The sequence below is a fragment of the Lysinibacillus sp. UBA5990 genome (assembly GCF_002429815.1).
Taxonomy (GTDB): domain Bacteria; phylum Bacillota; class Bacilli; order Bacillales_A; family Planococcaceae; genus Lysinibacillus; species Lysinibacillus fusiformis.
Map to the genome: position 1 here is coordinate 101,352 of NZ_DJAY01000003.1, position 25,180 is coordinate 126,531.

Below are 25,180 nucleotides of genomic sequence, written 5' to 3' on the forward strand. Positions count from 1 at the left end.
CCTTAAGGGAGAATTAACATGAAAAAGATGAAAAGAAGTTTGAGATTATTAACTACATGTATGCTACTAGCTGTTTTAGCTGGCTGTGGACAGGGGGAGGCTGTGAAAGATGCCTCACAATATAGTAGTGAAATAAAAGATATTACTATACCTGATGATGTAAAAATTATTGGCTTTGGAGAGGCAACACACGGAAATGTTGAATTCCAAGCGTTAAAAAAAGATCTATTTGAAGCAATGATTAAAAATGAGAATGTTCATGTCTTTGTTTTAGAAGGGGATTTTGGGGGTGCCCAGCAAATTAATCAATTTATTGTCAATAGTGTTGGCACGGCGCAAGATGCTATTAAAGCACTGGATTACGGCATTTATCAAACTGAACAAATGGTAGACTTTGTACAATGGATGCATGACTATAACTTAACAGCCAAGGAAGAAGATAAAATTTATTTTTATGGTAATGATATGCAACGCTATGATGATAGCAAAAAGGGCCTGCTTGATTATTATGCGGATATCGATGCTGAAACGGCAAAGCAGTATACAGCTCAGCTAGAACATGTGTCCAACAAAACAATGAGAGATTTATCAAATAGCCAGTTAGTAGAGCTTGATAAAACAATCGATGCCATCATCAAAGATCTACAATCAAACAAGGAAGTCTATGAGAAAAAGTCATCAAAGGATGCCTTCTCTTTTGCGGCGCAATACGCACAAATTTTCAAGCAACGTACACAATTATTTTTAAATGATGGTAATTACATGAATTTACGCGATGAATACTTAGCTAAAAATTTACAATGGATTGTTGATTTCGAAGCGACTAAGGGCCATGATAAAGTACTGATGTCTGGTCATAATGGTCATATAGATAAAACGTCTGCTACAATGGCCGGTTATAAGTCGATGGGACAATATTTAAATGAGCACTATAAAGATCAGTACTTTGCCATTGGTACGGACTTTGTGAGAAATACATTCCAAGCACAAAATGGATCTAGTGAACGTAAGGAGTATACGATAGAACATCATAATGCTCTAGTGGATGCCTTTAGTGATATTCCAGACAACATCTTCTATGTGGATTTTGTAAATGCTAGTCATTCAGAAGAGCTATCAAATATTCTTTCAAAGGAGCAAAGAATGGGCAATATAGGCGATGATTTTCGTCCTTGGTATAAGCTTACAAAAATGCTCTATACCATTAAAATGACACCTGCAGATGCATATGACGGTTTGATAATTGTGCAGGGAGCAACACCAACAAAAGTAACGGATTAGTTAAATATAGCAATTTCCATCAAAAAATCTCTTTTCTTCTCCATTATTATAAAAGTGAGGTGAGAGTAATATGGAGTATAGTCAGGCAACACAAAGGATTATTACTTATATCGAGGGCCAATTGATGGAAGAAATTGCGCTTGAGTTTATGCCAAATATTACGGGCTATTCGAAGTTCCATCTAAGTCGAATCTTTAAACAAGAAACAGGGCTTACAATGGGTGAATATATTCGGATGCGCCGATTAGCTATGGCTGCCAGTTGTTTAATATACTCCAATGCATCGATAATAACGATTGCCTTTAAATTTCAGTTTCAATCTCAAGAGGCTTTTACAAGAGCTTTTAAAGAAGTGTATGCTTTGCCACCAGGAAAGTATCGAAGATTGATGCAATCACTGGCTATGTTGGAGGAGGAAAAGTTGATGGAATTAAATGAACAGGTAACGGGTTGGATGCTAAGTGGCGCAAATCCAGAATTATATCAATTTTATACGGATGATAAGGTATTTCATTCAGGAAAGCGCTCTGGTGTATTATTTTCCACCCATGCATCAGCCAATAATGGGCAATTCGCTACGATGATGCAGGGCTTTCAGGCAGCTGACTATAAAGGTAAGCGGCTCAGGATGTCATGTTACTTAAAAACGGCTGAAGCTACAAAATGTGGAGCGTGGATGCGTATAGACAATGCTACGGGTGATACCATTCAATTTGATAATATGGATCAGCGCTCTGTGACAGGAACTACTGAATGGAATCATTATTCTATTGTTCTAGATGTACCCGAGGAAGGGTATTCCATTTATTTTGGTGTGTTGTTAATAGGCTCAGGAAAAGTGTGGGCAGATGGCTTCCGTTTTGAAGAAGTCTCCGATAATGTACCCACAACCAATATGCTTACGCAGGAACGATTACCAAAACAACCAGCAAATTTAGACTTTAGCATGGAGTGAATTGGATACGCTACACTCGCGTGTGGACCGAGAATTGACTTCGTTGAACAACGTATTGTTTACCTCTAATTTGTTAAAGCTAACATAGAGGAGGTGTGAAACGATGGCACAAGAAATTCTTTGTGAAGTCAATAACTGCACATTTTGGGATTCTGGAAACAAATGCACAGCAGAAAAAATTTATGTTGTCAGCCAGAAGGGACAACATGCTTCCAACAGTGAGGAAACTGACTGTAAAACATTCGAACCTGAAACGCATTAATGAAAAAAAGGGTAGCCACTTATATGGTTACCCTTTTTCCCTGTCTTTATTAATAAGCATCGACCTTTTCTTTGCTAAACAAAAGTTCATGGGCAGTTTTTACTTTTTCCTCTACATAATCCAATGAGTACTTACCCACCGAATCTGTTAAATCTCCAATTGCCCGCGACAAGTTATCAATGATAGGGATTAATTTATGCATTTCGTTGCGGTCTTTTTCTTTGTGCATCTCATCCATAATTTCATATGCAAGACGCTGAATTTTCCTTAGTCGCAATTTCTCAGAGTGCATTGAATCCTCCTTATTGAACCAATTTATGATGTCTAAATATATGAAGAACAAGAAGGTTTCATGAATGACTTTTAATAAAAGTAATTGTTAGGATCGTTAAGAGATAAGGAAATTTCCTTTATACCCAGATCAATTTTTGACTCTTCCACATTGGATACATTTAATTTCAATATTCGTTCATGATAAAATTCCTCTAAATAATTGCGGTTAATTGAATCTAAAAGTATATGTCTTTGTTTCAAATGCTGGATCAGTTTATCGGTATTAACCTGTCTTGGTAAAATAATGTGGCTATGCATACAGATTTCCTTAGAAGCCCTATACTTTGCCAAATGGGTTGTTACCGATTGTTGAAGTATGTTAGCTCGTATGGCATAAGACTCGCTGACCTTCTTTTGATAACGTTCAAACATACCACTTTTTAGGTATAGCTCTAAAGCTGCCTGGGAAATCATCGAGCTATCAATATCAGTGGTATTTTTATATTGTTGAAATGTCTGGATGAAGATGTCTGGTAAAACGGCTAGCCCAATACGTAAGCCAGGAAACATGATTTTAGAAAAACTTTTTAAATAGATGACATGCTGCTGTGTATCATCTGTAACAATGGGATCTATTTTCGAATTTTGCTCGAAATCCGCTAAATAATCATCTTCAATAATGTATACATGGTATTGATAGGCAAGTTTACGGATCATATCTTTTTCCTGCTTGCTGTATGAAGTCCCTAAAGGATTGTGCAAGCGAGGCATCGTGTAAAAAAACTTAATGTCGTGATGACTAAAAATGCGCTCTAACTCAAAGAGATCAATGCCATCCGTTGTTCTTTTAATGCCGATAGCGGGAATTCCATAGGTTTTCAAATAATCCATATACAAATGATAACTAGGCTGCTCCACTAAAATGGTTGAGCGACCATTTGGGAATGGCATAATACTTAGCAAGGATAGGGATTGTTGGACGCCCGAAGTGATAAAAATATTTTCTTCTTTTGTGAATACTTGATAATTTGTTAATAGTTTTTTTGCTTCTTTTATGAGGGAGGGTAAGCCTTTCGGTGTCCCGTATCTAAATAGGTCTGCTTGGTATGTATCGATTGCCTTGTTGATGCAATGTTGAAAATCTTGGTACGGGAAAGCATGCCAGCTAGGTGAGGAGGTAGCGAAATCTATATGATCTTGAACCTGTGGCTGGAAGGGTACCTGATGGTCAACAACATAGTAGCCGCTTTTCGGTAATGCATAGATAAGATGCTGCTCCTCAAGTTTTTTTAAAGAAGTTAAAATAGTACTTTTACTACAGGAGTATTGCTGTGATAACTGGCGGATTGAAGGTAGCTTTGCCCCTGATTGAAGAGTGCCAGCCTGTATTTGAGTCATAAGCTGTGAATAAATCCATTCATATTTAAACATATATAACCTCCAACGCATCTGTATCGGTACAGATGTGTTTTTTTCATATCGTCAAATGGTGCTACTTTTTATACGATAACCATACCGGCCGGAATTGATGGAGAAGGAGCATTATCGTATGTCCCAAAAAAGAAAAGCCTATATAGCAGCGATTTCGTATGCATTGATCATTGGGCTTTCATTCCTATTTGTGAAAGTTACATTAACAGTAGCGAGCCCTATGGATACATTAGCTCATCGTTTTTCAGTTGCTTTCATCGGCATTGTTATTTTACTAGTATTTACGAAAAATAAGCTAACAATAAAAAAACATGATTTATTAAAAATTTTACCTTTAGCCATATTGTATCCCATCGTTTTTTTCACGTTTCAAGTGCTGGGGCTTGCTAGAATTTCCTCGTCAGAAGCGGGAATTATTCAAGCAACGATTCCTGTTTTTACATTAGCACTAGCAGGTTTATTGTTAAAGGAAAAAGCTACACGTGGACAGTTTGTAGCCATTGTGTTTTCTGTACTTGGTGTGATGTATATGCTAATGATGAACGGGGCAAATGCTACTAATGGAAATGTTATTGGCAGTGGGTTTGTTTTACTTTCAGCAATTGCGGCATCGATTTATAACGTCTTTGCAAGAAGGCTTACAAAGCAATATTCTTTACTGACATTAACATATGTCATGACATTATGTGGATTTGTCATTTTTAATGGGATAGCTATTGGAAATCATATGATGAAGGGCACTATCCATGAATTTTTTAAGCCATTTCTACATGTTGATTTTATTATCGCCATTTTATATTTAGGCCTGTTATCCTCGCTCGGCACGTCTTATTTATCAAATTATGCTCTATCTATATTAGAAGCCTCTAAAATGAGTGTTTTTAGTAATTTAGCTACGCTTATTACTATACTAGCGGGTATTTTATTTTTACATGAATCCTTCCGCGCGTACCATTTAATAGGGGGAGTGATGATAGTTATGGGTGTAATAGGAACAAATTATTTCGGCATGAAGAGGGTAGCAAACAATGAGGAAATATAGCCTTTTATTATTGATAAGTTGTATTTGGGGATCTCATGTTGACATTTAAGTAATCCAGATATTTTTTTATTACAGGTAAAGCACAATAATGTCGTAATTGAGAGGGTATGGAATCTACAGTAGGAGGAAGCCTTCTGGCATTGTTTCGCTGAAGGCTCACGTGTCATCATTCAATACTGAAAGTTCACGCGGACAGAGGCATTTATGTCGATTTGCCCTTGTTCTATAGGTGTCATATCGGGGGAAATTGCCATTGAGCGATATAGAATAGGCGTATGAACTTGTTCTTCTACAATTTCAGTGGGGAAGAGCTGCAAAGGTAAATGCATAGTTTCTGCAATGGTTTTCGCCTTTGCTTGTGCATTGTGCAGAGCTAAACTCAATGCTTGCTGATAGTAAGCATCTGCGTGGTCAACTTTGAATTGAATGTTGCTGATACGATTTGCCCCGTTTTCTACGGCTGTATCAGTGATTAAGCCAACACGTTCAGGATCTGATACATGGACCGTGATAGCATTCGATACTTCATAACCAGTAAAAATTTGTTGGCCTTCTTCAAAATGATAAAGTGGGGTAATCGTATAGGCAGCTGTTTGGATTTGTTCGCTTGGAATTCCAAGGGCTGTGATGGATTGAATGACTTGATTCATAGTTGCCGCATTCTCCTGCTGTGGCCCTTGTACATTTTGGCCTTGAGTTTGAACCTCTATTTGTAGTTGGATGGAGCTTGGCTTCGCTGTTACCTGCCCATTGCCCGTTACACTTATAACACGTGAGGGAATGGATGCCTGATGATTGAGCTGTGCATAGTACATACAATACATTCATCATACTATGCAAAAAATAAATTTTATTTGTTTAGTTTCTTTAAATATTTATCATGGAGCTTTGTCAATAAAAGTAAGGTAATGATGGAACCTAGCAAAGCTAAAAACATGTCCCATTGAGCGTCCCAGCGATCTCCCTGCATCCCTACAAAATCTTTTGCCCCTTTACTGCCCTTCGAGATTCTTGTGCTTAACCATTCAATGATTTCATAAAATGCAGCGATCGCAAGTAAAATACTAATGGAGATACCTGTTAGCCAAGGTCCTTTTGTAAGGGGGGTTTTTCGAATTAAAATTTCCCTTATTACAATGGCCAGCAAGCCTTTTAAAAAATGACCGAAGCGATCATAATTATTGCGATGCAAATCAAATTCTTCTTTTATCCAATTAAATAGTGGCACTTCCGAATACGTATAATGCCCACCTATAAATGTTAGAATTGACAATAGGGCAATGATCAAGTAAGAAATGGTCGTGAATCGAAATTTAGGATAGATACAGACTACAATAATTATCGCAACAATTCCTGGGCTAACTTCAGCAAGCCAATCTAAGTAGGAAGATGGTTTAATAACAGACCAGATAAAAACGATTAAAGTGATCGCAAGGAAAGTTACATGTATTTTAAAATGCTTATTATTATTCATGACAACACGCTCCCTTTGTCCCACAGTATGGGGAAGAGAGAGTTTGCTTATTCAACCGAGGTAGGGGTTCAAAAAAAAAGGAAAAGCGTCTAGTCATTTGTTGTAAAACTGACGCTTTTTTATACATTAAATCATTTTTAAAAGTGCCTCGACGCCACTCATTCCTTCTGTAATGCCAAGTTGTTCGGCTTCATAAGTCACGGATTCTAACGGAGCCGTTAATAGCTCATCAATCGTTTTCACACCAACTGCCCGACCAGCAATAATTTTTCGGTCAACTAAGCGACTATTTAAAAGACCTACATCTAATGCGCCGCACATAATGTAGCCAGTATTATTGGAAATGGTCAGTAGTGTTGTTTTAGGTAATTGAACAACTACTGCAGTGAAGAAATGCCCCTTAATCATGATAGGTTCAATTGTCACCATTGAAATCACTCCTTTTCTCTATATACATATGGCGATAACTATCAAGGTGTTCGACATTTCTAATAAAAAACTCTTCGTAATAAAGAAAAAAGTCCAATATCAAAATAATAAAAAGGAATCTACTCTTGGCGAATAGATTCCTTTTAGCATTTAATTTGTATAAGACAATAGAGCGGTTTGTTTACATTTATGTAATGCAATGGTTGCTTCACTTTTAGAAGTATATTCAAACATCCGATACGTGTTTTCTTCAAATACGGTAATTATCCACATTTATATTATCCCCTTTATATGTGTTACATAACATTTATTGAAATTAATTAGTTGTTATATATCAGTGATGATTTTATTTTACATGAATAAAGAAAAAAAGAAAGGAATATGAATGATGTTTCACATTTCGTTCAAATTTATAAGTTTTTTTGAAATAATTAAAACAGGAAAACAGACGATCCCTCACAAGTATAATTCACGGTAATTCGCAAATAGTAAGTTGACGGAGTTCTGTGAATGTGGACTTGGGAGGTGATGCTATGACACGTAAATATGTATGGGTTTTAACGGTTTTCGTTTTAATCATCTCGGGATTTTTTGTAGGGTTCAAAGCTCATGCTAATAAAGGACGTCCGTATTATGAGGAGACAGGAAAAGTTGTGTGGGATATTAACACGGAGGATAAAATAGTGGCACTTACCTTTGATGATGGCCCACATCCTAAATACACAGCGGCGGTGCTTGATTTATTAGCTAAATATGATGCCAAAGCTACTTTTTTTATTATTGGAAAAAATGCTGACAAATATCCAGAGCTTGTTTTACGTACTTATACAGAAGGGCATGAATTAGCGAATCATACGTATACACATCCGTTTAAAGTTTCCATCAATAAATTGCAAGAAGAGCTTCGACAGACGAATGACACGATTTATGGTATTACTGGTTTTTCCCCAGTTTTATTCCGTCCTGTTGGTGGAAATTACACAGATGCTATGATAAATGCCGCTGTTAAGGATGGCTACAAGGTCGTGATGTGGTCTTGGCATCAGGATACTCAAGATTGGAAAGAGCCTGGTGTAAAGAAAATAGTACAAAAGGTTATGAAGGGCACAAAGCCTGGCGATGTCATATTATTTCATGATGGTGGTGGAAATCGTACACAAACGATTAAAGCATTAGAGGAGATAATACCGACATTAAAAAAGCAGGGCTACACATTTGTTACAATATCCGAGTTGATTGAAAGTAAACAGCAGCAAGAGCAAGTTCAATAATGAAAAATGAGCCATCTCAACAATGTTTGAGTTGGCTCGTTTTTCACATCAATAAAATCTAGAAGAAAATAATTGGAGCTAGTGCAATACCTAGAACAGTTCCTAGTGCAATACCAACCCCAAAGCCTCCTCCACCATATCCCCAAAAGCCTAGGCCATAACCACCATATCTTCTATCAGGTAGAATCCATACCTGTCTTCTGTCTACCCTCGTGATTTCCCCAACATGTACTCTACCAGATGTATCCGAAATTCTAACTCGTTTACCGTGATATTTACAACAAAGATTGTAAGCATCAGTTGGATTCACAAATATCCCTCCTTTCTACTTCATTACAAGCTAATATATGCTAATTATTGCATTTATCTTTAGCCGATTGTCTATTCATCACATATACTGTCAAGAGGTGATGACATGGCAGTTGTGTCTACAGATAAGTGGCTTGAGGAGTATGAATTTGCCAAAAGATCTAAGAGCAGTGATGAGCTATATAGCTTACAATGTTCGATTCTATGTGATCGTTTGGTTAAACTATTTCAAGAGGGATATACAGAGGAGATACACTTCGAATTACAGCAGCAGGGTCTTTTTTTACCAGAGGAAGAGATTGATCTAGAGAGACTGAAAAAGATGAATGTGTGGGGCTGTGTGGAGCAAGAGTTTATGTACTTACAGCAGAAGTGGGATGGTCCAACTATACCTATTTATATATTTCCAATTACACGACAACAAAATATCACTAATAAAAATGGTGTGGCTTATCCTCATTCACTTTTTTTATTTGTGGGAGAAGTAGAAAAACAGGAGCTTCAAGCATTACTCGCCCATGAATATAACCATGTTTGCCGTTTACATTATCTTAAAAAGTCCTTAGACAAAATGACTTTGTTGGATTCCCTTATATTAGAGGGTTTAGCAGAGTGTGCAGTGAAAGAACTTTACGGAGAAAAATGGCTATCACCATGGTTAACTAACTATACATTCGAGAAGGTTATAAAACTATGGAAATCACGATTTTTGCCAAACCTACAACTTCAGGGATTGGAAAAGCATAGGCCATTTTTATATGGTGGAGAACTTCCGCCATGGATAGGCTATTGTATAGGCTATGAAATTGTTCGGTCGTATGTGAGGAATCATTCATCTCAGCTTCCTTTATTAATACCAAGCCAAGATATACTTGCCGGATCGGATTTTCCGCTACAATAGAGAAAAGGAGTGATTGTTGTGTCTAGTGAAATAAAAAATGTATTATTACCAATTGTAGATTCATCCACAAGGGTGCTAATTGTTGGCTCCATGCCGGGAAAGCAGTCATTAGAAAAACAGCAGTACTATGGTAATCCACGCAATCACTTTTGGCCCATCATTGGCGAGTTATTACAGATTAAAGTTCCTAACGATTATAGTGAGAGAATAGCTTTATTAAAAAAGCATGCAATCGGTCTTTGGGACACAATTGAAGCCTGTGAGAGAAAAGGTAGCTTAGATGCGGCGATTCGTAATGAAAAGCCAAATGATTTTCAAACCCTTTTTCAAAGCTACCCGAACATCGAGTTAATACTCTTTAATGGGGCGAAGGCATTTGATGTTTTTAAAAAGCATATTGGATTAGAGCTTTTAGCTGGACGAGCCTATAAAAAAATGCCGTCAACGAGTCCGATACCAGGGAAAAATATTAAATCCTTTGATGAAAAAGTAGGGGATTGGCGAATTATGCAGTCATATTTATCTCAATAGTATTGTTTTGTACATAATATGAGCCATACTCTTCCGATGCGATGTATACTTTACTAAAGTGTGCTGCCAGCGGTTATAGCATGAGGGAAAATACTCTGTTATTATCTTCAGCTAGGTAGGCAATGGCTCAACGGTTAAATGCCCTAATACATATATTGAATTATGTAAAAGGAGGGCTTGTGTGTACAATAATCCATTTAGAGAAGATAATTTTAGAAGACCTGGCTGGGGTGACAATGAGAATTTTGAAACACCGCCATTTGGTCCACCTAATTTTGGTCCGCCTCCGGCAGGACAAATGCCAATGAGTGCACCACCAGGCTTTTCGCCACCAGTGCCAGCACGGCGAGAAGGATCAAGTGGTATTCGCTCCTGCTTATTTAGAAACACCTTTATTTGGTTGAATACAGGTAGGAGCTTTTGGTTTTTCCCAACTGTTATAGGAAGAGAATTCATTGCAGGTTTTCGTTGGAGTAGTCGGTATGGCTGGTATTTCCGTACGATAACGAGAAATCAAATTCGTTCATTTGAATGTTTCAGATAATGTCACACAAAGAAAGTTTCATTTTCAAAAAAATGGTGTTACAATGACGGTAATAAAAGATGAAGGGACGATGGGTGGCTAATGAATAACTAATCTTATTTTTTTACAGATGAAATTTAAATTTCACGAACAATAAAAATAGGATTAGTCTGCCCATTTTCCATAATTAATGCTTGTATTGGTCTTAATATGCCAATATAACGCGATTCCGCAAGCTTATTTTACTATGTCTAAAATAAGTAATGGAGTAACAAATATAGCTGTTTCAACAGTTAATTTGTGTATATGTAGCGATGACTAATCCTTCCAAAATACTTGGAGGGATTTTTTTGATTCCTCCAACTGGAGAGGATGGATATTATGAAGGAGCTTTTAAAATTACAGGATATTAGTTATGAAATAAAGGATACATTCCTATTTGAACATGTGACTGCTACCGTAAAGCAAGGTGAGGTAATCGGCATTATTGGTAGAAATGGTGCTGGAAAATCCACATTGCTTCAATTCATACGAGGGATGTTAGTGCCTACGGCAGGAGAAATAGTAGGGTTACAAACTGTAAAAACGGCAATTGTAGAGCAGGAACTAGCTCATTTTAATAGGTTGGAAATAACGGCTAGAGAGGCAGATTTGTTATCTAAATGGAAGGTACCCAATGTGCCATTTGCAGCTTTAAGTGGTGGGGAAAAACTGAAAATGCGCCTGGCAGAGGGTTTTTCGCAGGGTGCTCAAATTCTAATGCTGGATGAACCAACCAATCATTTAGACGAACAGAGTACCTCATTTTTGATTAAACAAGTACAAAACTATAATGGAACGATTATTGTTGTCTCACATGATCGTTACTTTTTAGATAGCGTAGCGACAAAAATTTGGTCGATTGAGGACAAGAGACTTATTGAACATAACGGCAATTATTCAAACTATATGGCTGAAAGAGAGCATCGAAGATTAACACAACAACGTGCATACGACAAGCAGCAAAAAAATATTGAACGTATTGAGGCACAGATGCAGGAACTGACAGCATGGTCTCAAAAGGGCCATGCTCAGTCTACCAAGCTAGAAGGTTTTAAGGAATATCACCGAGTGAAGGCAAAGCGTCTTGATTCCCAAGTAAAATCTAAGAAAAAGCGATTAGAAGCTGAGCTTGAGAAGGCAAAGGTCAAAGCTGTGAAGCCTGAGTTAGAAATACGCTTTTCTTTAGGCACCAATCAACGTGTTGGTAAACGTTTTTTAGAGACCAAAATTGTTTCCTTATACTTCGATGACAGATTGTTGTTGAAGGATGTGAACGTCACTGCGCAATTTGGGGATAAAATTGCCATCACAGGAAAAAATGGTAGTGGAAAAACAAGTTTTTTAAAAGTCATCTTAGGTCAATTAAAAGCTGAGGGCGAAGTATGGGTATCTCCTGCTGCTAACATCGGTTATTTAACACAGGAAGTCTTTGACCTACCGCTTGATCAAACACCAGAGCAGTATTTTTATCAAGAAACATTTGAAGAGCGAGGGAAAGTTCGCAATCTCATGAAAAACCTAGGCTTTACTTCTACACATTGGACATCTTTGATTGGGGAGATGAGCATGGGTGAGCGGGTAAAATGTAAACTGATGGCTTATATATTAGCAGACAAGAACGTTCTTATTTTAGATGAGCCAACGAATCATCTTGACTTGCCTTCCCGTGAGCAGTTAGAGCAAACGCTTGCCCAATACAATGGAACATTACTTGTTGTCTCACATGATCGCTACTTTCTGGAAAAGGTAACGAATAGTGTATGGGAGGTTCATGGTCAACAGATAGAGAAAAAATGGAGAAAAGAGGTTAAGCAAGACGAGGATGTAATGACACTTCGTTTAAAACTAGAAACGGAGCGGCAAGAAATATTAGGTAAACTAAGCTTTCTCACAGCTAAGAATAAGGATTACGCCAAGCTTGATGAACGATTTAATGAGTTGACGAAGCGAATTAATGAGCTAAAATAGATAACGTTTAAGTTGGTTTTTACTAGGGAAAAATACTAAGAGAAGGAAATTAATAGATGGAGGTACACGCAATGAAAAAAATGCTATTTCTCCTTTTTTTGAGTATTTGCTTTATAGGTGCCTGTTCTAATCGTGAAGAAAATCACCAAGCACATGAAAATGAGACCCAGATATCTGTAGAACAATCTAATCATCATAATAATGGAACACTAATGGAACAAACAGAGGCCCTGCAACAAATCAAGGATCAAATACATGCTGATTTCACCATAAAAACGCCAACAACTTTACCTATTCCAGAGGGTGCTTTTTTATCAGCTACTACAAGGACTGAAGGGAACCAGGTGGAAATTGTCTTTTATGAAAGTAAAGAGAAGATACCTATTAATGATATTCGATTAAAGAAATCAGCAACCGTCATAGGGCGATTGCTCGTTAAGCAATACAATAATGCAGAAGGGGCCAGCACTCAAATAGCGTTTGATAATTTTAATCAAAATGGTGGACGCAAAGTGGATCTTGGTTACAATATTAAAGGTTACCAAGATGCGGGAGCCGGTTCCTTATGGATTGGATGGAATGAAGGATGTTGGGCAATTGCTACACATACCCGAACAGAAAATCCAGAGGCTGGTGTCAAGCTTGCAAAGCAGGTAGTAGAATATTTAGAAAATCATATGCTCCCTATTCCAAAGCAATATGGCATGGCTCAATTGGACGTTTATCAAACAGGCAATTTAATCGTATGGCAGGATGAAAAGCTTGTGTATACACTCGATTCCATAAAGGACCCTCTAAAGGCCATAGAAATAGCTACAGCGTTTTACCAATAATAAAAAACCTAGAGTCATTGTGAAGTGACTCTAGGTTTTTTTAGTCGTTTACTTTACTGAATCTACAAGGCCCTTGTAGTCGTGGAATCGCTGTTGCCAACTCTCCATTGGGAAAGTTAGCTGTTCCTTACCATCTAGCAAGTCAGCCAGCAAGTCCAGACATATATGCCACCCTGCTAAATCCTTTGGTGTATGCTCCGTTAAAGCTTGAAGTGTCTCCACTAATAGTAGTATTGTGCCCTCGTCAGTAGAAGAAAGTTCGAATCGTACAGTATCCGTACCCCAATCAAATTCGAGAGTTTCATTCTCTGCATAATCAGTAATGCCTATTGTTTCATAGGCATCTGTTCCATCGTTCATATTAAAATGCATCTTACCATTGTTACGAAGATCAATGATTTCTAAATTACTCATCCACTTTTGCAGCTTGTCATTATTAGTAATTGCTGCCCAAACAACCTTTATTGCATGGGGGAGCGGGCGTTTAAATGTAGCAACATGGTAATTGGATTGTTCTTCAATAGAAGCTAGCATAGTATCCTCCGTCTTTTATGTGATTTTTCCCTTATTATAGGTGTTCTTTATGAACTGTTCAAAGAAGAACATAAATAATTACATTATTTATATGATGTTAGATTTAGGATAATATTGTTAAAAAGGGGGCGTGAATATGACACATGAACAAGCATTAAAACGTTATATCCAAGCAACAAATACCCATGATTTTAATGAGGTAAAGGATATTTTGCACCCACAGGCTGTATATTGGTTTTCGGATAAAACATGTACAACTACAGAAGAAATTGGTGCTTACTTCAATCACGCATGGAATGTAATTCAAGAAGAGGTCTATTCAGCAACTGATATAACATGGCTAACCGTTGATGAAAAGACAGCTACCTGTCTTTATACATACCACTATGAAGGCCATCATAATGGAGAATTTGTATCAGGTAGCGGTAGGGCGACAAATATTTTTACGTTGATGAATGGTGAATGGAAGTTAATTCATGAACATTTGAGTGGTAATATTAAATGATTTTCCATAACATCTGAATAATCAACAACGGAATAATGACAGTTAGTAGTAACTTGGCTACTTTTACTGAAATATGTGGCAGCACTAAGAGGCCTAATTGAGAACCTATGATAGAGCCTAATGCTATGGCAATTGCAAAGTGCCATTGAATAAAACCAGTTTGATAAAAAACAATAAAAGCTCCTGTACAACTCCCAAAAAGCAGTACACGTGTGAGTTGTACGGCTTTTATGTAAGTTTGGTGGCAACGCAAATAATATAAAATACTAAAAGTTGAAGAACCAGGGCCAAAGCCACCATCATACATAGCGATAAAAAAGGGCTGCCAAAGGAAGGACGTTGTATGCTCTGTATGATTCTCAGTGTCAGTCCAAGCCTTATTTTTAAAAGTGACGACTAATGCGAAAATCAGTAGGATACAGGCTATAAAATTCATAGTTTGTTCAGATAGTGACACGGCTAGAAGTGCACCACAAACCCCTCCTATACCTGCAATAGCTATGTATTTTATAATAGCTTTCAAGTGTAGCTCCTTATGGTACAGTAAATAAAAAATGCTAGATAAAGCCGATATACCAGTTGAAAATTTATTTGTCGCAATACTAGTTTGAATGGGTATGCCGACCAGCATCATTGCAGGGAGTGTGATCAGTCCTCCACCTCCCACAAGTGTACCGATAAAGGCAGCTATCATACCAATACATATGAGTGTCAAAGAAATTTTTGTATAGTAAAGCCCCGCCAAACTAAGGAGTACAAAGAACGATACCAGCAAAATTTTTTTCATAAGCTACTCTCCTCACTTAAATAGCTTTAGGGTAAAGGTTTTTAATATATAAATCTAATATATTATTTTTGAGTATATATAAATTTATTTTATCTTTTGGAGGACTAAGGTGAGATTGCTATAAACTGAAGAAGAAAGAGGGGGAAATCCAATGCTGCGAGATAAAAAGTCGATTATTAAACATTATGAACAATCTCTTATTTGGGTAAAGGATTTGAGGAATTTATCTGAGGGGCAATGGCGTATGCCAATTGAATCTGGAAAATGGTCGGTTGCAGAGGTAATAGGGCATCTTACCCCATGGGATACATTTATATTAGAACATCGAATACCATATTTATTTAAAAATGCATCTTTACCAAAAGGGCCAGATATCGAGGATATGAACACGAAGGCAGCTCAGAAAAGTCGTGAACAGCATTTAGAAAAAACGATTACTGAGTTTGTTATGACAAGGCGTCAATTGCTACAGACCATTCAGCAATTTACAGATGAGCAATGGCACCAGTCGTTCAGTATTGGGCAGTCTAACATAACGATTGCGGCTTATTTTGGCGGATTAATTGAACATGATTTACATCATTTTTCACAAATTCAGAGGGTTTTACATGTATAGGAGCTAGCACATGGATATCAAGTATTTAATAGATTACTTTGCACAAGCATCTGTAAAATTTACTGATGTCTTTACGAAAAGAATGGAGCCAGGAGAAGTTGATCGAGGGAGAACTACTGCACCAGGAAAGTGTGGAATTATTGTGCCGCTTGCAGGCAGTGCTATTTTTAGCTTGAATGGAACGCCTTATGTGATGGAACCAGGAGTAATAGTGCATGCTGGCCCTCAAATGCCAATTGAAGTGGACGTAACGAGCCAGAAGGTTTGGGAATATGCTGTAGTCCATTATAATCTACCTATGGATGAGGCGGCACTTTATCCACTAGCTGAGCAACATTTTCTCATTAAAACAGGCCACAATACGCAAATTATTACCCAAGTTCAGCAACTGGTAGAAAGCTATTCCTTCCCAGGGAGTATGGCGGTATTTAAGTCCAAGACATTATTCATGAATTTGCTGGAACACATTCTTATAGCGGCAAAAGTGAAGGTTCTGGATAATGCTAATGAATTGATGGAGCAGGCTTTACAATATATACATGAGCACTACGCGGAGCAGCTTTCGGTATCAAATATTTCTAGTGAATTTGAAATTGAACGGCGTCGATTTGCCTATTTATTTGAACAGCATACAGGTATGAATCCAAGCACATATATAACGGAATACCGGATAAGACGTGCAAAGGACTTACTAGAATATGGTGGAATCACTATAGCTGAAATTGCAGAATGTGTTGGCTATATAGATTGTTTTTATTTTAGTAGGGTATTTAAAAAGTGCACAGGTTTATCGCCTTCAGCCTATCGAAAGTTAAAAATAGAGGAAGCCAAATACGTATAAATGACTGTTTCTTATAAAAAAGAAGCAGTTTTTTTATTGATTAAATCGGCAAAAGTCCATGTCGTTTTCGAAATCGTCCATTCACAATCTATTTTCACTTTGTTAGGATAGTATCCGTAAATGATAATGAGTATCAATTATATATTGACATACATATGAAAACGATTATCATTATCAATATGAGCTCGTTAGGAGAGAATATCAATGAATAAATATTTTAAAATGTGTGCGCCAGCACTTTTAGCACTATCATTAGCTGCATGTGGAACAGATAAGGCAGAGGAGTCTACGACAAATAATACAGCTGAAACAAGTGCAGCAGAATCACAGACAGAACAAGCTAAGACACAGACAATTACGTACTTAGGTGAGAAATATGAGCTTCCAGCAGAAGTGAAAAATATTGTCGCTGCAAGTCTTGAATCTATGGAAGACGCCGCAATGCTTGGAATTAAGCCAGTAGGTGTACTTGAAGTGGGTGGTAAAGTGCCGGCATATCTAGCATCTGATTTTGAAGGCGCTACACTTGTAGGAAATAAAATGGAGCCGAATGCAGAGGCCATTCTTAATTTGGATCCAGATGTCATTGTGGGTACTTCAAAATTCCCTGAAGAAACGGCTGAAAAGTTGAATAAAATTCAAACAATGATTCCTTATTCACATATTTCAACAAACTGGAAGGAAAATTTGACATTGCTTGCACAGCTAGCTGGTAAAGAAGAAGATGCTAAAAAAATTATCTCTGACTATGAGGCAAAAGTTGCTGATGCACAGGTGAAGTCGAAAGAGCAATTAGCTGATAAGGAAGTATTAATCATCCGTGTTCGAGGTGGTGTCATGTACATTTATCCAGCTGGTGTTTATTTAAATCCTGTTTTGTATGAAGATTTAGGTGCACCAGTTCCAGAAGTAATTACGACAGCTAAAGCGCAAGCAGAATTATCGCTGGAAACATTAGCTCAAGTAAATCCAGATGCTATTTTCCTTCAATTTGAGGAATCAGAAAATAAGGATACTCCAAAGGCATTAGAGGAGCTGCAAAAAAATCCAATTTTCACTAGCTTAAAGGCATCACAAAATAATGAAATTTATGTCAATGCAATTGACCCATTGGCACAGGGTGGTACGGCTTGGTCTAAGGTTAAATTCTTAGATGCCGCAGCTGAAAAATTACTTAAATAGTATACACTGGCTGGTAGTAGATTTGGTGATATCACCGGGCTATTACCAGCCTTTTGTTCAGTAGAAGTATGGATAAGAAAATGGTATAGAAAAAGGTGTGAAAGTTGAAAAAAACAAACATAGTGTCATTTTCAATATTAGCGGTATCTCCTGTCCTTATTGCCCTTGTTGCACTTGTTTCTGTTATGTATGGAACAAAGGATATTAGTGTAATCACTGTGTGGCAGGCAATAGCAGCATTTGATCCTGCCAATGTTGATCATCAAATTATACGGACAGGACGTATTCCTAGAATAGCCGCAGTATTGTTGGTTGGAGCATTTTTAGCAGTTGCGGGGGCAGTTATGCAGGGAATTACACGCAATTATTTAGCATCTCCGTCATTGATGGGTGTCAACGATGGCTCTGCATTTGTTATCACATTAGCTATTGTCTTTTTCCCAGGACTGCCGAATTATCAAATGATTTTATTGTCAATGTTAGGTTCTGCAATGGGGGCAGGTATTGTTTTTGGCTTTGGCTCATTAATTCGAAATGGTTTATCACCAGTAAGGCTAGCCATTATTGGAACCGTAATTGGGACATTTTTAAGCAGTATAGCTACAGCGATTGCGATGTATTTCCAAGTATCACAAACAGTCAGTGCTTGGTATAACACTAAGGTACATATGGTAGATTTGGATATGTTGATGCTTTCAATTCCCTTTGGATTAACTGGTTTATTTTTGGCCTTATTATCTGCAAGGGCCATTACGATTACCTCGCTAGGTGAGGATATTGCAATGGGACTAGGTCAAAAAACAAAAGCAGTACGGATTATTAGTATGCTAGCTGTCGTATGCTTGACAGGAACAGCTGTGGCTCTCGTTGGAAAAATAGCTTTTGTAGGGTTAGTTATTCCGCATATTACTCGTTTCCTTGTTGGGGTAGATTATCGCTATATCATCCCTTGTGCGGCGGTTATTGGTGCATTTTTCTTGGTGCTTTGTGATGTCCTTAGCCGTTTTGTCAATTATCCGTTCGAAACACCAATTGGAGTCTTAACAGCATTAGTTGGTGTACCATTCTTCTTATATTTAGTTCGTAAGCACGGAGGTGAAAAACGTGCGTAAAAATACCTCAAGTGTATTCTTTTTAACTATGTCGATGCTTTTACTTTTGATTTTAGTTGCAAGTTATCTACATATTACAAATGGTGTTTTTAATATGTCAGTGATGGATGTCATAAAAACATTATTACGTATTGAATCTAATCCAAAATTCGATCTTGTTATTTTTGAATTCCGCTTACCACGAATTGTCATAGCCGGACTAGTTGGTATTGGTTTAGGAATGGCTGGAGTTGTTTTACAGGGTATTACGCGAAATGGGCTCGCAGATCCAGGCATATTAGGGATTAATGCAGGAGCTGGTGCCGCGGTCGTAATTTTTATGTTTTTCTTTCAACTAAAATTAGTGAGTGCAGATATGAACAGCTGGCTATCCATTTTAATGATGCCATTGTTCGGTTTTATCGGTGGAACAATTGCGGCTATATTGATTTTTACATTTGCTTTGAAAAATGGTCATCTCGATATGCAGCGATTAATATTAACTGGGATTGCCATTAACAGTGGATTTGGCGCTTTATCATTGTTTCTATCTTTAAAAATGAGTGCGCAGGATTTTGAATCTGCTGCCATTTGGATGGCAGGTTCCATTTACAATGCGAATTGGATTTTTGCTCTTACTATGTTACCTTGGCTTTTAATTTTAGGAATTTATGTGCATAGAAAATCGTATTTACTTGATTATTTTCAGCTGGAAGAGGATAGCATTACAAGCTTAGGGATTGCTGTTGAAAAAGAGAAAATGAAGCTGTTATTAGCCAGTGTGGGACTAGTTAGTGCCTGCGTATCTGTATCAGGAAGTATTGGTTTTATTGGTTTAATGGCACCACATATCGCCAAGCAACTTGTTGGTATTCAGCACCGCTATGTCATGCCAGTAAGTGCATTGATTGGTGCAGGCTTGTTAATCCTAGCTGATTTTATCGGCAAAACGGTATTCGCACCGTCTGAGCTGGCTGTTGGAATAGTAGTGTCGATTATAGGAATTCCATATTTCTTGTATTTACTTGTAAAATCTAAGGCATAGGAGGAAACGGTGTGCAAACTGCATTTAGAATGGAAAATTTAGCTTCGGGTTATGAGCAGGTTCGAGTGTTTGAAGGTTTAAATTTAACGATTGAAGAGGGCAAGGTCACAACGATTATCGGACCGAATGGCTGTGGTAAATCAACGCTCCTCAAAACGATAGGACGAATTTTAAAAAAGCAACAGGGCACGGTATACTTGCAGGAGCAAAATATGCAAAATTTATCGACCAAGGATATTGCACAGAAGCTAGCAATATTATCACAGACACCCATCGCACCGGGGCAATTAAAAGTCGAAGAGTTAATTGCTTATGGCCGTTATCCACATCGCAACAATGTCAATCGTTTAACAAATAAGGATGAAGAAATGATTGAGTGGGCGTTAACGGTTACAAATACGGTAGAATATCGAAATCGAGAGCTGGCACAGCTTTCTGGGGGACAGCGTCAGCGTGTATGGCTCGCTATGGCATTAGCACAGGAAACAAATATATTGTTGCTTGATGAGCCGACTACATATTTAGATATGGCCCACCAGTTGGAAGTACTTGATATCGTGAAAAATTTAAATGAACAGCATCAATGTACAATTGTCATGGTTCTTCATGATATAAATCATGCTGCTAGGTATTCAGATCATCTTATCGCCATGCGGAAGGGTGTTATCATGCAAAACGGGACGCCACAGGAAATTTTGAGCGCAGAAGTGATGCGCCAAGTCTTTAACATCGACGCACGTATTATGGAAGATCCGGCAACGAATACACCTGTATGCTATGGCTATGACATATTGAAGGAGGAAAACAAATGAATCCAACAGAAATAGATTACTCAACACAGCAAATGACTTCAAAATTGGCAGACTATACGTATGGGATTAACGTTTATGTACCAAATGAGGAAGCGCCAATTGAAGGCTTTCCTGTCATCTATGTATTGGATGGTTCTTCTTATTTTTCTCTTGTTAAGGAAGCAGTTCGATTGCAAAGTCGTAATGCGCCAAAAACGGGTATTTTACCATCCATTGTTGTTGGTATCGGGCATGGTGAAGATATGCGTGAACGACGATTTTATGATTTTACAGCACCAGCAGAGACGTATATTTATCCCGCAAGATTTAAAGGTAAAGGGCATGAAAAGCTTGGTGGGGCGGTAAACTTTAGTCGATTCCTAGAAGAAGAACTAAAGCCAATGATTGAAGCCAATTATCCAGTAAATAAAGCACAGCAATCGATATTTGGTCACTCATTAGCTGGTTATTTTACGCTTTGGCAATTATTTCACCATCAAACAAGCTTTCAACATTACCTGGCTATCAGTCCCTCTATTTGGTGGAATGAGCATGAATTAGTCCCATGTGCCTCAGCATTTTTACATGAGCACCAGGCTATGAAGGAAACATTGTTTATTAGTGCTGGTGAACTGGAAACCTTTATGGTGGATGATGCACGACAAATGGCAACGATGCTTGAAAAAATAATGAAGGTTGATTTTTATGAAGCTTTAAACGAAAATCATGCATCCGTTGTGCCTACAGTTATGAGTAGAGCCATACGTTTTGCTTTTAAAAATGAATAAATAATAGCCGCATTATCTATTGGTAATGCGGTTTTTTATTTTCAGGGAGTTTTGATTTATAAAATACTTGAATGAAACTCATAATAAAGTAAATTTGGTAAAACGTCTGGGATTAATGGAGGCGCTGTATGCAAAAAAATAAAAATTTAATCAACCCAGTATTTATTATTTCTAGTGGAGCCATTTTACTTTTAGTCATTATTGGGGCAATAATACCGGAACAGTTTAAGAATGTAGCGAACAGCATCTTTCATATGACGACGGATTTTTTTGGTTGGTTTTACTTAATGGCGGTCTTTATAATCGTGGTTTTTCTATTTGGCTTGGCGATTAGTAAGTATGGCACTATTCGATTAGGAGCAGAAGATGGTCGCCCAGAATTTAGCTTTCTCACATGGATTTCTATGCTCTTTTCTGCAGGGCTAGGGGTTGGACTAGTCTTTTGGGGAGTAGCTGAACCAATGAGTCATTACTTTTCACCACCTTTTAGTGACACAAAACCTCTAACGACAGATTCCGCCCGACTGGCAATGGGTTATTCATTCTTTCATTGGGGAATCAGCCAATGGTCTGTTTATGCGATATTGGGGCTCGTTATGGCGTATGTGCAATTTAACAAAAAAAGAAATATGCTCATCTCTACCGCCTTAGAGCCTGTAACGGGAACAAATCGAGTCGTGAAGGGCACGATTGATATTTTAGCGGTTATTGCAACAGTGATGGGGGTAGCTACTTCTATTGGCTTGGGCGTGCTCCAAACAAACGGAGGTTTAAGCTTTGTCTTTGGTTTACCTAATACATTTTTCTTACAGGTAGTCATTATTCTTATCATGTTTATTGGCTATATGTTATCTGCGACTACGGGCCTTCAAAAGGGAATGAAAATCTTAAGTAATGTCAATATGATGCTAGCGATTGTTTTACTGCTATTTGTTTTTATAACAGGTCCAACGGTATTTATAATGGAAACCTTTACACTAGCGATAGGCGATTACATTTCAAACTTTATTCAATATAGTTTAAGGATGCAACCGTATGTCGGGGGGACGTGGGTGAAGGATTGGACTATCTTTTATTGGGCGTGGGCGATAGCTTGGTCACCCTTTGTTGGTTCTTTTATTGCTCGTGTATCAAAAGGAAGGACCATTCGAGAATTTATTGTTGGCGTATTAATCATTCCTCCTCTTATTGCATGTTTTTGGATTGCTGTTTTTGGAGGTACTGCCTTATGGTTCGATTTGCATAAAGAAGCACAAATTGCACAAACCGTTCATAACGATGTAACAGTGGCCTTGTTTCAAATGTTAGAGCATTTGCCCCTTTCAACGATAGCCTCTTTTATTGGTATTTTGCTCATTATTATCTTCTTAATTACGTCAGCCGATTCTGCCACTTTCATTATGGCTAGTATGACGACAAGGGGGTCCTTAAACCCTACAGTACTGTCGAAGTTAGTTTGGGGTATATTGATGGCCTCTATTTCAGGTGTTTTATTGTATACGGGTGGGCTAGATGCATTACAAACGGCCTCGTTAATTGCCGCTTTACCATTTACGGTAATATTACTGTTGTTAATGATTTCTTATATTAAAATGATGAAGGATGAGATTATTCCGCTGAAGAAAAAAGACATTCAACGATTGAAGATAGCAAGAAAGCATCTTGAAAAAGAAGCAAAAGCTAAAGAAAAAAAATGAAGTCGTAAGCTGTATTATTCTTTCATGAGTAATACAGTTTCTTTTTGTATATATACACTAAAATGTATTGAAAATCATTCGTGGAGGTTAACAATGGAGCTAGTATTAGCAGAAATAAAAGATGTGCCCATTATACATAAGGTAATGATTCAGGTATTTCAAGAGTATGCAACAGCGCCGCCACCATCTAGTGCATTGAGTGAAACGGTAGAATCCATTGAACAGGGTATACAGGCTGGTGAGCAGGCTTTTATCGGCTATATGGAGCGGGTGCCAGTTGCTATGGTAAGATTTAAGCTTAGCACACAGGGTATATATTTTTTCAGATTATCGATAATTCCTGAAAGACAAGGGGCAAGGGCTAGCTAAAGTTTTGCTCGCTAAGTTTGAACAATTTGCATGAACGAATGAAAAATGTAAAGTACGCTTGAATGTTCCATGAAATATGGAATTACATTGCTCTTTAGGCTATGTCGTAACAAAAAAGGAAATGGGCGAGAATCATCATGGCATTTCTTTGGCTATAGTCACAATGGAAAAAAGACTTATAAATGAGGGGGAGTTTATTTGAAAAAAAAGCTAGGCTGCTTGCATGCTCATCATTCCAATATAGAGTACATAGAAGAGGTTTTCCAAAAAAATAAAGAGATAGAGCTAATTCATTTTGTAGATCCCGGGCTTTTTCATCAAGTGTCAAAAGGAGTTACAGAGCTAACATGTAGGATTGTAGAGCAAATTCAATGGATGGTGAGCTGTGATCTAGATGCGATTTTAATAACATGCACAAATTATATCGTTTTGTTAGACGATTGTAATGTTCGTACCTCATCTATCCCTATCATAAAAATGGATGAACTTTATTTTGAATTGATATGTAACGAGCGACAGCCTCAAATCATTCTATTTACAAATCCTGCAACTGTCGAGGGAACGATGACCAGACTCCATCAATATGCAAGCAAGCAAGGCAAATCAATAGACGTTACAGTGAAAGTTATCGAGCATACATTTGATCTCATTATGCAAGGGAAAAACAAGGCCTATAATGAAGCTATATTACGAACTCTGTATCAAGAAGCGAACGAACAAAGGCTACTCTCAGTGGGGCAGCTCTCGATGGTGAGTGCGGCACAGCAATTTGAAGAAAGCACAGCTATCCCTATCATACATCCATTAAAAGCATTAGGCACTGTAGTTGAAAAACTTTAGCTATGTAGCATTTAAATTAACAGAATTATCTGTGATAATTGAATAGTAGAATGTATTTTATAGGGAATGGGGGATGTCGTGAGAAGATTTGTCCTTTTATGTGCGATGCTGTTAGTGGTAGTAGGCTGTACAAATAAAGAAAAGGTTACAATGCCAGAGAATGCCCCAGATTATTTGCAAGAAAATGATTTTACCTCTATTAATTGGAAGGATAAAGCAGTGGAGTTTGGGGATCGAGCCATTATAGGGAATGCCAATAAATCGGGTGTTATTGGTGCTAACATGCCAAGTTTAAACACACAAAAATGGATATGGCATCTTTGGGGAATTGAAGGAAATGGAAATACAGAGTTAACAGTAGTAGGCTACCATAGAGATACTGAAACTATTCAGCCGATTTTAGTGGATGGATGGAGTACAGGCCTTGGCGGGCCGGCCAACGGAGCAGATGCACATAGCCCTTCAAGCGTAAAAATTCCTAGTTCTGGAGAATGGGCAATTTTACTGTATACAAATGGTAAATACTTTGATACGTTGATTTATGATATTCAGGAATAATAGTGACCTAA

Annotated in this window: 31 protein-coding genes; 22 read left to right on the plus strand and 9 right to left on the minus strand. The window is 37.7% G+C overall.

Annotated features, from left to right (window positions below; translation table 11 throughout):
* The first annotated feature begins 18 nt into the window (after positions 1 to 18).
* The 3 genes from B3D94_RS01935 (at position 19) to B3D94_RS01945 (ending at position 2,498) form a co-directional block, all read left to right on the plus strand.
* Entirely contained in the window at positions 19 to 1,281 is a 1,263-nt protein-coding gene (locus tag B3D94_RS01935; protein WP_291754100.1) for an erythromycin esterase family protein, read from the plus strand.
* A gap of 70 nt (positions 1,282 to 1,351) precedes the next feature.
* Positions 1,352 to 2,236, plus strand: coding sequence for a helix-turn-helix transcriptional regulator (locus B3D94_RS01940; protein ID WP_291754101.1), 885 nt, complete (start codon positions 1,352 to 1,354; stop codon positions 2,234 to 2,236).
* Between the two features lie 103 nt (positions 2,237 to 2,339).
* Complete coding sequence (locus B3D94_RS01945; protein WP_004231699.1) at positions 2,340 to 2,498, plus strand: DUF1540 domain-containing protein; 159 nt, start codon at positions 2,340 to 2,342, stop codon at positions 2,496 to 2,498.
* Between the two features lie 49 nt (positions 2,499 to 2,547).
* Here B3D94_RS01945 and B3D94_RS01950 read toward each other — a convergent pair whose 3' ends face one another.
* Positions 2,548 to 2,790, minus strand: coding sequence for a group-specific protein (locus B3D94_RS01950; RefSeq protein WP_069482953.1), 243 nt, complete (start codon positions 2,788 to 2,790; stop codon positions 2,548 to 2,550).
* A gap of 71 nt (positions 2,791 to 2,861) precedes the next feature.
* Positions 2,862 to 4,202 carry a PLP-dependent aminotransferase family protein gene (locus tag B3D94_RS01955; RefSeq protein WP_291754132.1) on the minus strand — a complete coding sequence of 447 codons (1,341 nt, stop codon included), beginning with the start codon at positions 4,200 to 4,202 and terminating at the stop codon, positions 2,862 to 2,864.
* A gap of 118 nt (positions 4,203 to 4,320) precedes the next feature.
* Here B3D94_RS01955 and B3D94_RS01960 point away from each other — a divergent pair, with 118 nt between their 5' ends.
* On the plus strand, positions 4,321 to 5,244 hold the full coding sequence (locus B3D94_RS01960; protein ID WP_291754135.1) for a DMT family transporter: 924 nt from the start codon (positions 4,321 to 4,323) through the stop codon (positions 5,242 to 5,244).
* A gap of 170 nt (positions 5,245 to 5,414) precedes the next feature.
* Here B3D94_RS01960 and B3D94_RS01965 read toward each other — a convergent pair whose 3' ends face one another.
* From B3D94_RS01965 to B3D94_RS01980, 4 genes are all read right to left on the minus strand, one after another.
* Entirely contained in the window at positions 5,415 to 6,059 is a 645-nt protein-coding gene (locus B3D94_RS01965) for an SIMPL domain-containing protein (protein WP_291754138.1), read from the minus strand.
* 35 nt (positions 6,060 to 6,094) lie between these two features.
* Positions 6,095 to 6,718 carry a DUF2238 domain-containing protein gene (locus tag B3D94_RS01970; RefSeq protein ID WP_291754141.1) on the minus strand — a complete coding sequence of 208 codons (624 nt, stop codon included), beginning with the start codon at positions 6,716 to 6,718 and terminating at the stop codon, positions 6,095 to 6,097.
* A 126-nt stretch (positions 6,719 to 6,844) separates the two neighbouring features.
* Positions 6,845 to 7,147 carry a YunC family protein gene (locus B3D94_RS01975; RefSeq protein ID WP_008175342.1) on the minus strand — a complete coding sequence of 101 codons (303 nt, stop codon included), beginning with the start codon at positions 7,145 to 7,147 and terminating at the stop codon, positions 6,845 to 6,847.
* A 150-nt stretch (positions 7,148 to 7,297) separates the two neighbouring features.
* Positions 7,298 to 7,420: a hypothetical protein gene (locus B3D94_RS01980; protein WP_258269408.1), complete on the minus strand. Its 123-nt coding sequence runs from the start codon at positions 7,418 to 7,420 to the stop codon at positions 7,298 to 7,300.
* Positions 7,421 to 7,680: 260 nt separating this feature from the next.
* Between B3D94_RS01980 and B3D94_RS01985 the strand changes: the two genes are divergently transcribed.
* Positions 7,681 to 8,418, plus strand: a complete 738-nt coding sequence (locus B3D94_RS01985) for a polysaccharide deacetylase family protein (protein WP_069482948.1) — start codon at positions 7,681 to 7,683, stop codon at positions 8,416 to 8,418.
* A 58-nt stretch (positions 8,419 to 8,476) separates the two neighbouring features.
* On the opposite strand, the gene B3D94_RS01990 is transcribed toward B3D94_RS01985, so the two are convergent.
* Positions 8,477 to 8,728, minus strand: coding sequence for a hypothetical protein (locus B3D94_RS01990; protein WP_069482947.1), 252 nt, complete (start codon positions 8,726 to 8,728; stop codon positions 8,477 to 8,479).
* Positions 8,729 to 8,833: 105 nt separating this feature from the next.
* Between B3D94_RS01990 and B3D94_RS01995 the strand changes: the two genes are divergently transcribed.
* From B3D94_RS01995 to B3D94_RS02015, 5 genes are all read left to right on the plus strand, one after another.
* Positions 8,834 to 9,628 carry a DUF2268 domain-containing protein gene (locus B3D94_RS01995; protein WP_291754152.1) on the plus strand — a complete coding sequence of 265 codons (795 nt, stop codon included), beginning with the start codon at positions 8,834 to 8,836 and terminating at the stop codon, positions 9,626 to 9,628.
* A gap of 18 nt (positions 9,629 to 9,646) precedes the next feature.
* Complete coding sequence (locus tag B3D94_RS02000) at positions 9,647 to 10,159, plus strand: DNA-deoxyinosine glycosylase (protein WP_069482945.1); 513 nt, start codon at positions 9,647 to 9,649, stop codon at positions 10,157 to 10,159.
* A 181-nt stretch (positions 10,160 to 10,340) separates the two neighbouring features.
* Positions 10,341 to 10,703, plus strand: coding sequence for a hypothetical protein (locus B3D94_RS02005; protein WP_069482944.1), 363 nt, complete (start codon positions 10,341 to 10,343; stop codon positions 10,701 to 10,703).
* 360 nt (positions 10,704 to 11,063) lie between these two features.
* Positions 11,064 to 12,692, plus strand: coding sequence for a ribosomal protection-like ABC-F family protein (abc-f, locus tag B3D94_RS02010; RefSeq protein WP_291754157.1), 1,629 nt, complete (start codon positions 11,064 to 11,066; stop codon positions 12,690 to 12,692).
* Between the two features lie 71 nt (positions 12,693 to 12,763).
* Positions 12,764 to 13,525, plus strand: a complete 762-nt coding sequence (locus B3D94_RS02015; RefSeq protein ID WP_291754159.1) for a hypothetical protein — start codon at positions 12,764 to 12,766, stop codon at positions 13,523 to 13,525.
* A 48-nt stretch (positions 13,526 to 13,573) separates the two neighbouring features.
* On the opposite strand, the gene B3D94_RS02020 is transcribed toward B3D94_RS02015, so the two are convergent.
* On the minus strand, positions 13,574 to 14,059 hold the full coding sequence (locus B3D94_RS02020) for an SRPBCC family protein (RefSeq protein ID WP_291754162.1): 486 nt from the start codon (positions 14,057 to 14,059) through the stop codon (positions 13,574 to 13,576).
* Positions 14,060 to 14,195: 136 nt separating this feature from the next.
* Here B3D94_RS02020 and B3D94_RS02025 point away from each other — a divergent pair, with 136 nt between their 5' ends.
* Positions 14,196 to 14,564: a YybH family protein gene (locus B3D94_RS02025; protein WP_069482941.1), complete on the plus strand. Its 369-nt coding sequence runs from the start codon at positions 14,196 to 14,198 to the stop codon at positions 14,562 to 14,564.
* On the opposite strand, the gene B3D94_RS02030 is transcribed toward B3D94_RS02025, so the two are convergent.
* Positions 14,557 to 15,351, minus strand: a complete 795-nt coding sequence (locus tag B3D94_RS02030; RefSeq protein WP_291754165.1) for a sulfite exporter TauE/SafE family protein — start codon at positions 15,349 to 15,351, stop codon at positions 14,557 to 14,559. The two genes, B3D94_RS02025 and B3D94_RS02030, sit on opposite strands and share 8 nt — an antisense overlap.
* Before the next feature lie 151 nt (positions 15,352 to 15,502).
* On the opposite strand from B3D94_RS02030, the gene B3D94_RS02035 reads away from it, so the two are divergent.
* The 11 genes from B3D94_RS02035 (at position 15,503) to B3D94_RS02085 (ending at position 25,169) form a co-directional block, all read left to right on the plus strand.
* On the plus strand, positions 15,503 to 15,967 hold the full coding sequence (locus B3D94_RS02035; protein WP_069482940.1) for a DinB family protein: 465 nt from the start codon (positions 15,503 to 15,505) through the stop codon (positions 15,965 to 15,967).
* A gap of 10 nt (positions 15,968 to 15,977) precedes the next feature.
* Positions 15,978 to 16,808 carry a helix-turn-helix domain-containing protein gene (locus B3D94_RS02040; RefSeq protein ID WP_069482939.1) on the plus strand — a complete coding sequence of 277 codons (831 nt, stop codon included), beginning with the start codon at positions 15,978 to 15,980 and terminating at the stop codon, positions 16,806 to 16,808.
* Positions 16,809 to 17,012: 204 nt separating this feature from the next.
* Positions 17,013 to 17,990, plus strand: coding sequence for an ABC transporter substrate-binding protein (locus B3D94_RS02045; protein WP_069482938.1), 978 nt, complete (start codon positions 17,013 to 17,015; stop codon positions 17,988 to 17,990).
* A gap of 104 nt (positions 17,991 to 18,094) precedes the next feature.
* On the plus strand, positions 18,095 to 19,102 hold the full coding sequence (locus B3D94_RS02050; protein ID WP_069482937.1) for a FecCD family ABC transporter permease: 1,008 nt from the start codon (positions 18,095 to 18,097) through the stop codon (positions 19,100 to 19,102).
* 28 nt (positions 19,103 to 19,130) lie between these two features.
* Entirely contained in the window at positions 19,131 to 20,126 is a 996-nt protein-coding gene (locus B3D94_RS02055; RefSeq protein ID WP_069483440.1) for a FecCD family ABC transporter permease, read from the plus strand.
* A gap of 29 nt (positions 20,127 to 20,155) precedes the next feature.
* On the plus strand, positions 20,156 to 20,938 hold the full coding sequence (locus tag B3D94_RS02060; RefSeq protein WP_069483439.1) for an ABC transporter ATP-binding protein: 783 nt from the start codon (positions 20,156 to 20,158) through the stop codon (positions 20,936 to 20,938).
* Positions 20,935 to 21,705, plus strand: coding sequence for an alpha/beta hydrolase (locus tag B3D94_RS02065; protein WP_069482936.1), 771 nt, complete (start codon positions 20,935 to 20,937; stop codon positions 21,703 to 21,705). The genes B3D94_RS02060 and B3D94_RS02065 overlap by 4 nt, the downstream gene beginning before the upstream one ends.
* Before the next feature lie 128 nt (positions 21,706 to 21,833).
* Complete coding sequence (locus tag B3D94_RS02070; protein ID WP_069482935.1) at positions 21,834 to 23,402, plus strand: BCCT family transporter; 1,569 nt, start codon at positions 21,834 to 21,836, stop codon at positions 23,400 to 23,402.
* A 93-nt stretch (positions 23,403 to 23,495) separates the two neighbouring features.
* Complete coding sequence (locus B3D94_RS02075; RefSeq protein ID WP_254664337.1) at positions 23,496 to 23,771, plus strand: hypothetical protein; 276 nt, start codon at positions 23,496 to 23,498, stop codon at positions 23,769 to 23,771.
* Positions 23,772 to 23,969: 198 nt separating this feature from the next.
* Positions 23,970 to 24,611 carry a hypothetical protein gene (locus B3D94_RS02080; RefSeq protein WP_291754180.1) on the plus strand — a complete coding sequence of 214 codons (642 nt, stop codon included), beginning with the start codon at positions 23,970 to 23,972 and terminating at the stop codon, positions 24,609 to 24,611.
* A gap of 78 nt (positions 24,612 to 24,689) precedes the next feature.
* Positions 24,690 to 25,169: a hypothetical protein gene (locus tag B3D94_RS02085; protein ID WP_069482933.1), complete on the plus strand. Its 480-nt coding sequence runs from the start codon at positions 24,690 to 24,692 to the stop codon at positions 25,167 to 25,169.
* Positions 25,170 to 25,180 lie beyond the last annotated feature (11 nt).